General features: G+C 74.5%; 7 protein-coding genes. 6 read left to right on the forward strand and 1 reads right to left on the reverse strand.

Going from position 1 to position 7,431, the window contains the following annotated elements:
* Positions 1-70: 70 nt before the first annotated feature.
* On the reverse strand, positions 71-667 hold the full coding sequence (locus JKV81_RS20510) for a histidine phosphatase family protein (protein WP_202077094.1): 597 nt from the start codon (positions 665-667) through the stop codon (positions 71-73).
* Between the two features lie 361 nt (positions 668-1,028).
* Here JKV81_RS20510 and JKV81_RS20515 point away from each other — a divergent pair, with 361 nt between their 5' ends.
* The 6 genes from JKV81_RS20515 to JKV81_RS20540 all read left to right on the forward strand — a co-directional run bounded on the left by JKV81_RS20515 (position 1,029) and on the right by JKV81_RS20540 (position 7,409).
* On the forward strand, positions 1,029-1,976 hold the full coding sequence (locus JKV81_RS20515) for a phosphatase PAP2 family protein (protein ID WP_129263275.1): 948 nt from the start codon (positions 1,029-1,031) through the stop codon (positions 1,974-1,976).
* Positions 1,873-3,057: a hypothetical protein gene (locus tag JKV81_RS20520; RefSeq protein ID WP_129263278.1), complete on the forward strand. Its 1,185-nt coding sequence runs from the start codon at positions 1,873-1,875 to the stop codon at positions 3,055-3,057. Before JKV81_RS20515 ends, JKV81_RS20520 begins: the two co-directional genes overlap by 104 nt.
* Positions 3,048-4,691 carry a hypothetical protein gene (locus tag JKV81_RS20525; protein ID WP_202077095.1) on the forward strand — a complete coding sequence of 548 codons (1,644 nt, stop codon included), beginning with the start codon at positions 3,048-3,050 and terminating at the stop codon, positions 4,689-4,691. Before JKV81_RS20520 ends, JKV81_RS20525 begins: the two co-directional genes overlap by 10 nt.
* Positions 4,688-6,022 carry an AAA domain-containing protein gene (locus JKV81_RS20530; RefSeq protein WP_099172771.1) on the forward strand — a complete coding sequence of 445 codons (1,335 nt, stop codon included), beginning with the start codon at positions 4,688-4,690 and terminating at the stop codon, positions 6,020-6,022. The genes JKV81_RS20525 and JKV81_RS20530 overlap by 4 nt, the downstream gene beginning before the upstream one ends.
* 73 nt (positions 6,023-6,095) lie before the next feature.
* A complete protein-coding gene (locus tag JKV81_RS20535; RefSeq protein WP_099172772.1) occupies positions 6,096-6,437 on the forward strand; it encodes a DUF8844 domain-containing protein in 342 nt (113 codons plus the stop codon).
* Between the two features lie 273 nt (positions 6,438-6,710).
* On the forward strand, positions 6,711-7,409 hold the full coding sequence (locus JKV81_RS20540) for a bifunctional DNA primase/polymerase (RefSeq protein WP_129263283.1): 699 nt from the start codon (positions 6,711-6,713) through the stop codon (positions 7,407-7,409).
* Positions 7,410-7,431 lie beyond the last annotated feature (22 nt).

Below are 7,431 nucleotides of genomic sequence, written 5' to 3' on the forward strand. Positions count from 1 at the left end.
CCGGCTGACCATGTGAACCCCCACCGGAGAACACCCCCGAGCCGAAGCGCCCGGGACCGGGCGAAGACGCCTACCGGTCCAGGTGACCCGTGTCGTTCCACCGCTCCAGCGCCGGCAACCCGTACGCCCACCCCAGCACCGACAGCGACGTGGGCTCAAGACGGATCCGCGCGGCGAACGACACGTCCTCCCCCAGCCACCGCGCCCCCAGCGCCCGCAGGATGTGCCCGTGCGCGAAGACCAGCACATCGCGGTCGGCGGACCGCGCCCACGCGACGACCTCGTCCGCCCGGGCCGCCAGTGAGGCCAGGCTCTCGCCCCCCGGGACCCCGTCGCGCCAGATGAGCCAGTCCGGCCGGTCCGCCTTGATCTGCGCCGGGGTCAGGCCCTCGTAATCCCCGTAGTCCCACTCCATCAGCGCGTCCCACGGCTGGGCCCGGTCGCCGAACCCGGCGATGGCGCAGGTCTCCGAGGCCCGGACGAGCGGGCTGGTCCGGACCTCGACGCCGGGCAGCCCGCCCCAGGGCTCCCGGTGCAGCCGTTCGCCGAGGAGCTCCGCGCCCTGCCGGCCGGTGTCGAGGAGGGGGATGTCGGTCCTGCCGGTGTGATTGCCCTGGACGGACCACTGGGTCTGACCGTGCCGGGCGAGCAGGATTCGCGGTGCCATGACGGCTCTCCCTGAAAAATACGAAGATCCGATGATCCGGGGACCCTAGGATCTGGTGGGTCCGGGACGGCGGTGTCCGGGACGGCGACGGGGGCGGCGGACACGGGTGACCGGCCGGGGACCGGTGCGGGCGCGGGCCCCGCTCCATCATCTCCCACCCGCTGCACGGGCAACCTGCGGGGCGCCATGGGCGTCCCTCCCCTCGCACGACCGGCGCCTGCCCGGCGCCCGCCCGGCCCGCACGACCTCCGCATGACCAGGAACGTCCGCGTGGGACGGCCCCCAAGGGGAATCAGGGCATACGACCACCGTACGGTTGAACGTTCGCCGTCGACCACATGAACATGGGGAGAGCCACCGGATGCCGCACGCCACCGCCGCGACACCGTCCTCCGGTCACCGGCCCCGCTGGTGGACGGAGCTCCCGCTGATCGCGGTGGTGTACGGGCTGTACTCGATGGGCCGGCTGCTGGTCCACGAGAACATACCCGCGGCCGTGGACAACGGCCTCGCGATCCTCCGCCTGGAGAAGGCGCTGCACATCAACGCCGAGCACCCCCTGAACCGTCTGCTGACCGGTCACGCCTCACTCGGCATACCCGCCGACTTCGCGTACGCCTCCCTGCACTACCTGGTCACCCCGGCCGTCCTCGTCTGGATCTTCCGGCGCCGATCCGCCGCCTACCGGGCGGCCCGTACCTGGCTGATGACCTCCACCCTCCTCGGACTGGTCGGCTTCACGCTGATGCCGACCTGTCCGCCCCGGCTGCTCGACGCCCATCACGGTTTCGTCGACACGATGGCGCAGTACAGCGCGTACGGCTGGTGGGGCGCCGGCGCGAGCGCCCCGCGCGGCCTCAGCGGGATGACCAACCAGTACGCCGCGATGCCGAGCCTGCACGTCGGCTGGGCGGTGTGGTGCGGTGTCCTGCTGTGGCGCCACGGCCGTCACCCGCTCGTCCGGACGGCCGGTGTCGTCTATCCGCTGGTCACCGTGTTCGTCGTGATGGGCACGGCGAACCACTATTTCCTCGACGCCGTGGCCGGCGCCGCCGTGATGGCCGTCGGGGCACTGCTGACCAGGCCGTTCATGCGGCTCGCGGACCGCGTCAAGGACCGGGTGAGGGCGGTGTTCGCACAGGTGCCCGCATCCCGTACCCCCACGAGATCCACGATTGTCAGTGACGGATGCAAGACTTCCGCGGGTGAGCGAATACCCGGCCGGCGGACCGCCTCCGCAGATCCCAGCGACGCGCGCGCCCTCTCCGCAGCCGAAGCCAGCGACGACGCTCCGGCAGCGGCTCGCTGAGCTGCGCGGCCCCGCCGTCGCGCCGCATCCGCTCGACGCACGCGCGCTGGCCGCGCTCGCCGCGAACCCGGGATGCAAGCGGCGCGCCCTGCTCGACGGCGCGGGCGTCGACAAGGCCGTGCTGGCCACCGCGCTCGGCTCCCCCGCCGCGTTCGGCCAGTCGCAGTTCGCGTTCGTGCGGGGCAACGCCTTCGAGGCGAAGGTCAAGGCCGACGGCGGCACGGAGCTGCTGCGCCTCCTCGTCGAGCGGCTCGGCGGCGACGCCGATGCCCCGGCAACGGCCGAGGTCCCCGATCTGACGGCGGCAGGCCCCGAGGGCCGCGCCGCGCGTACGGCGCTGGCGCTGCGCGAGGCCACGGCGGCGGGCGGCTGGGCGCTGCTCGACCATCCGATGCTGGCCCTTGAGGTCGCGGGCTCCCCCGCCTATCTGGAGCCGGACGCCGTGGTGGTGCACCCCGACGGCACCTGGACGGTCGTCGAGATCAAGTCCTTCCCCATGATCGACAGCTCGGCGGACGCCGCGAAGGTCGGTGCGGCGGCCCGTCAGTCCGCGGTCTACGTCCTGGCGCTGGAGCGGATCGCCGCGAAGACCGAGGGCGCCGAGGTCGCACACCGGGTCCTGCTGGTCTGCCCGAAGGACTTCTCCAACCTGCCGACCGCCTCGGTCGTGGACGTCCGCAAGCAGCGCGCCGTCACCAGCCGCCAGCTGACCAGGCTGACCCGGGTCGAGGACATCGCTGCCGCCCTGCCCGAGGGCACCACCTTCGACCCGGGCTGCTCCCCCGAGGAGCTGGGCACCGCGGTCGAGGCCGTCCCCGCCGCGTACGCCCCCGAGTGCCTGGCCGCGTGCGAGCTGGCCTTCCACTGCCGGTCCAAGGCCCGCGCCGAGGGTGCGGTGGAGTCGCTGGGCCGCAGTGTGCGGGGCGAGCTCGGCGGTCTGACGACGGTCGCCGGGGTGCTGGCCGCGGCGGCCGGCAAGGAGGGCGACCCGGCCGACCCGACGGTGGCGGCGCTGCGCAGGGCCGCCGCCCTGCGCGCCGAGGCCCTGGCCGGGGTGGAGGGTGGCGTCCCGTGTCGCTGATCAGCACGCTGGCCCGGCTGGAGGCGGTCGACAGCGGGCGCGCCCAGCCGCTGGCCACCGTCCGCCACCGGCATCTGACCGACCGCCCGCTCGTGGTGGTGCCGCTGACGACCGCCGGTGAGGCCGGCGCCCCGCTGGGCGCGCTCGTGGGCACGGACCGCGCGGCGCCCCGGCTGCTGGCGGTGGCCCAGCCGCGCGACCGGGATCTGCGGTTCGCGTTCCTCGCCGAGCTGGCCGAGGCGGTCCTGCCGCACATCGAGGCGTACGCCGATGCCGTCGAGCCGGCCGAGCGCTCCGAGGTCGACCCCGAGACCGGGAAGAAGGTCAAGGTCGAGGTCGAGCTGTGCGCGGACGCGGCCCAGCTGATCGTGCCCAGCAGGGCGGGCCTCGACTTCGTACGGCTGCTGGGGCGGTCCATGCGGTTCCGGCGCACCGCCGAGGACGATCCGGACACCCCGTACCCGGCTCCCGCGCGGGTGCCGCTGCTCGGCCGCTGGCTGACGCACTACGGGGAGCGGGCCAGGGTGCCGGGTTCCTCGCTGCTGCTCGCGGCGACGGACCTGCTGAACCGCCACTGGGCCACGGGCCAGAGCAGCCTGGAGGACCAGCATCTCGGCGCGCTGCTCGCCTGGGTCGATCCGCCGGCCGGTGAGTCCGGTGCGGAGGCGGCGCTGCGGGCGGAGCTGGAGCGGGACCGTGCCGGTCAGCTGGTCTGCCCGCCGGCCGGACCGGCGACGGATCCGGCGTTCGACAACAAGCTGCTGGCGCCCGCGATCGAGCGGTACGACCGCGCGCGCACGGCGCTGGCCGCCGCGGAGGACGGCATCGACGCCGACACCCGGCTCGGCGAGCTGAGCGCCGCGGAGCGGGAGATCAGGTCGCTGCTCGCGGGGGTGATGCTGCCCACCTGGGACGCCGTGTGGCGGGGGCTCGACCTGCTGCGGGAGCTGCCCGAGGGGGCCAGGGCCGAGGACCGCTGGACCAGGGACCGCTGGTCGTTCACCGCGCACCGGGACCGGGTGCGGGCGGGCGAGCCCCCGCAGCCGCGCCGGGACGACGCGGTGACGGCGGCGCAGAAGCTGGCCTCGCGGGAGACGGCCCAGGCGCAGCTGGACGCCCAGGAGGCGCTCGACGACCCGCTGGTGCTGGCGGGGCGCAGGCTGGCGGGCGAGGCGTTCGTCGGGGAGGTGACGGAGGTCGAGATGGCGTACAGCGAGTCGAAGCGGCCCTCGCCGCGCCCCCTGGTGACGGTGCGGACCGCCGAGCGCCCGCATCTCGGTGAGCGCACCAAGGTGTACCGCTCGCTGGACGGCAAGCCGCAGACGGCGGAGTTCGTGGGGTACGCCACCGACGCCACCGGGGCCACCGGGCCCACCGACGACCCGGAGAGCGCGGTCGGTCTGGTCCTGCGGATCACGGACCGGATGGGCCGGGGCAAGGAGCCCGCGCCGGGTTCGGTGCCGGAGCCCGGTGACCGGATCGCCTGGACCCTGTTCGAGCACGACCAGCGGGGCGGTCCGAAGCTGCCCGACCCGGAGGACACCCCGTGGACCCACGGCGGCCCGCCGGGCGCCGACCGCGCCACCGGACCCGCCGAGCAGCCCGACCCCGTGACCGCGGAGGACCTCCTGTGACAGCCGTTCTCGACCCGGGTGCCGCGGCGGCGCGGGCGACCGACGCGATCCTCGGCGACACCCTGCGCGGTACGGCGCGCGGCGTCGTGGTGGACTCGCCGCCGGGCGCGGGCAAGTCGACGCTGGTGGTGCGTGCCGCGCTGGAGCTCGCCGCGGCGGGGCGCCCGCTGATGGTGGTCGCGCAGACCAACGCCCAGGTCGACGACCTGGTGGTACGGCTGGCCGAGAAGGCCCCCGAGCTGCCGGTGGGCCGGCTGCACAGCAGCGACTCCGATCCGTACGACAAGGTCCTGGACGGCCTGGACAACGTACGGAAGTCGGCGAAGGCGGCGGACCTGGCCGGCCTGGACATCGTCATCTCCACGGCCGCGAAGTGGGGACACGTGAAGAACGTGGAGCCGTGGGGGCACGCGATCGTCGACGAGGCGTACCAGATGCGGTCGGACGCCCTGCTGGCGGTGGCCGGGCTGTTCGAGCGGGCGCTGTTCGTCGGGGATCCGGGCCAGCTGGACCCGTTCTCGATCGTGGGCGCCGACCAGTGGGCGGGCCTGTCGTACGACCCGTCGGCGAGCGCCGTCTCGACGCTGCTCGCGCACAATCCGGAGCTGCCCCAGCACCGGCTGCCGGTGTCGTGGCGGCTGCCCGCGTCGGCGGCGCCGCTGGTCTCGGACGCGTTCTACCCGTACACCCCCTTTCGCAGCGGTACGGACCACGGCGACCGGCGGCTGTCGTTCGGCGTGCCCTCGGACGGGTCGGGCCCGGACCGGGTGCTGGACGAGGCGGCGGAGTCCGGCTGGGGGCTGCTGGAGCTCCCGGCCCGGCACACCCCGCGCACGGACCCGGAGGCGGTCCGCGCGGTTGCCCTGGTGGTGCGCAGGCTGCTGGACCGGGGCGGCGCCGCGACGAGCGAGCGCGGCCCGGATCCGGTCCCGGTGACGGCGGAGCGGGTCGCGGTCGGCACGGCCCACCGCGACCAGGCCGCCGCGGTGCGGGCGGCGCTCGCGGAGCTGGGCGTGACGGGTGTGGCGGTGGACACGGCGAACCGGCTCCAGGGCCGCGAGTTCGACGTGACGGTGGTCCTGCATCCGCTGTCGGGCCGGCCGGACGCCACGGCGTTCCATCTGGAGACCGGCCGTCTGTGCGTGCTGGCCTCGCGGCACCGGCACGCGTGCGTGGTGGTGTGCCGTGCCGGGGTGGCCGACCTGCTGGACGAGCACCCGTCGACGGAGCCGGTGCAGCTGGGCGTGACGGTGAAGTTCCCCGACGGCTGGGAGGCGAACCACGCGGTCCTCGCGCATCTCGCCGAGCACCGCGTGCATTGGACGCCCTGATCCTGGGCAGCGCTCTTGCGCGGAGCTGGACAATGGAAGGTGGCCGTCCGGCCCTCCGAGGAAGGAACACCACATGGCACAACCCGAGCGGAACGAGCGGCAGAGGCTGCGTCCCGCGCCGCTGCTCTTCGAGCCGTCGGAGGCGGCAGCCGATCCGGAGCACTTCTTCGACCTGGAGTCGATGGAGGACCCGAAGGAGCTGCTGGCCCGCGCGACGGAGCTGACGCTCGCCTTCCGGGCGGCGACCGACCGAGCCGTGGAGTTCCAGGCCGTGGCCGCCGCCCAGCTCGCCGATCCGCGCCGGTTCGACCGGCTCACGGCCGCGGACATAGCCGAGCGCGCGGAGTGGACCGAGGACTACGCCAAGAAGATGATCGAGTTCGGCCGGTCCCTGCTGAACGACCCCACCCGCTGATCCGGGGCCCCCGCGAGGGCCCCACGCCCTGATCCCGGGGCCCGCGAGCCCCCGCAGGCTGATCCCGGGGCCCCACGCAGGCCCCGCGCCCTGCTACCGGGCCTCCGCGAAGGCCCCACGCCGCGATCCGGGCACGGCCACCGCACGACCGTCCGTCACTGCGGGTACACCCGTGGCATATGCCGTCGGGCAAGATACTCCGCCGGGGCCCGCCCTGTCCGGCTTTCGGCAACTCTGGGGAACAGGAGCGTCACGCCCGGTAGACATGACGTCATGAGCGCATGGCTGAATGACGAAACGACCCTGCGGACCGCTGCCGCCCCGCGCCACGGTGTCGACCTCTTCGCCCTGCTGCGGGACCGCGCCGACCACCGGGCCGACGACAGGGCCGCCCAGGTCACCGCGTCCGGTGCCGCCTGGCTGGCGGGCGCGACGCCCTACCCCCGCAGCACGCTCTCGCAGTGGGAGGCGCACCCCTCCTCCCCCGGCGTGGTGCCGTGCGGTTCCTCCTTCGACGTGGTGAGCGTGCCCGCGCTGTTCGGCAGGCGCATGCTGGAGCGGCTCTGGGCGGAGGGGCCTGGGTCGGGCCCGGTCGCCACACACCGGGGCCGGATGCTGCTGTTCGCCTCCCCGGGCACGGCGCAGCGGCTGCCGTCGCTGCTGGCCTGGGAGGAGTGGGGCACCGGGTCCGCCGGCGGCGCCCGGGGCCACCAGGGCGCTCTGCCCCCGGTGCTCTGTCACGGCACCGGGGACGCGGTCACGGTCCCGCCCCTGACCGGCGGCGGGGGCGCCGGCGGCCCCCGCTGGATGGTCGCCCCCGACACCCGTAACCCGTGGCTCCCCGGCCCGGACGTGCTGCTGTGGGCCTGTGTGAGGGTGGGCAGGTCGGCGGCCCCGTCGACCACCGGGAATTCGATTTTTCCTCCCGCCGATCCGGGTGCTAATGTCTACGACGTCAGCAGGCGCCGTTAGCTCAGTTGGTTAGAGCAGCTGA

Source organism: Streptomyces silvae, assembly GCF_016745505.1.
GTDB lineage: Bacteria > Actinomycetota > Actinomycetes > Streptomycetales > Streptomycetaceae > Streptomyces > Streptomyces silvae.

Bases quoted from the DNA above. Each gene is read 5' to 3' on its own strand.
- JKV81_RS20510 (WP_202077094.1), bottom strand. From the start codon at position 667: ATGGCACCGCGAATCCTGCTCGCCCGGCACGGTCAGACCCAGTGGTCC.
- JKV81_RS20515 (WP_129263275.1), top strand. From the start codon at position 1,029: ATGCCGCACGCCACCGCCGCGACACCGTCCTCCGGTCACCGGCCCCGC.
- JKV81_RS20535 (WP_099172772.1), top strand. From the start codon at position 6,096: ATGGCACAACCCGAGCGGAACGAGCGGCAGAGGCTGCGTCCCGCGCCG.
- JKV81_RS20540 (WP_129263283.1), top strand. From the start codon at position 6,711: ATGAGCGCATGGCTGAATGACGAAACGACCCTGCGGACCGCTGCCGCC.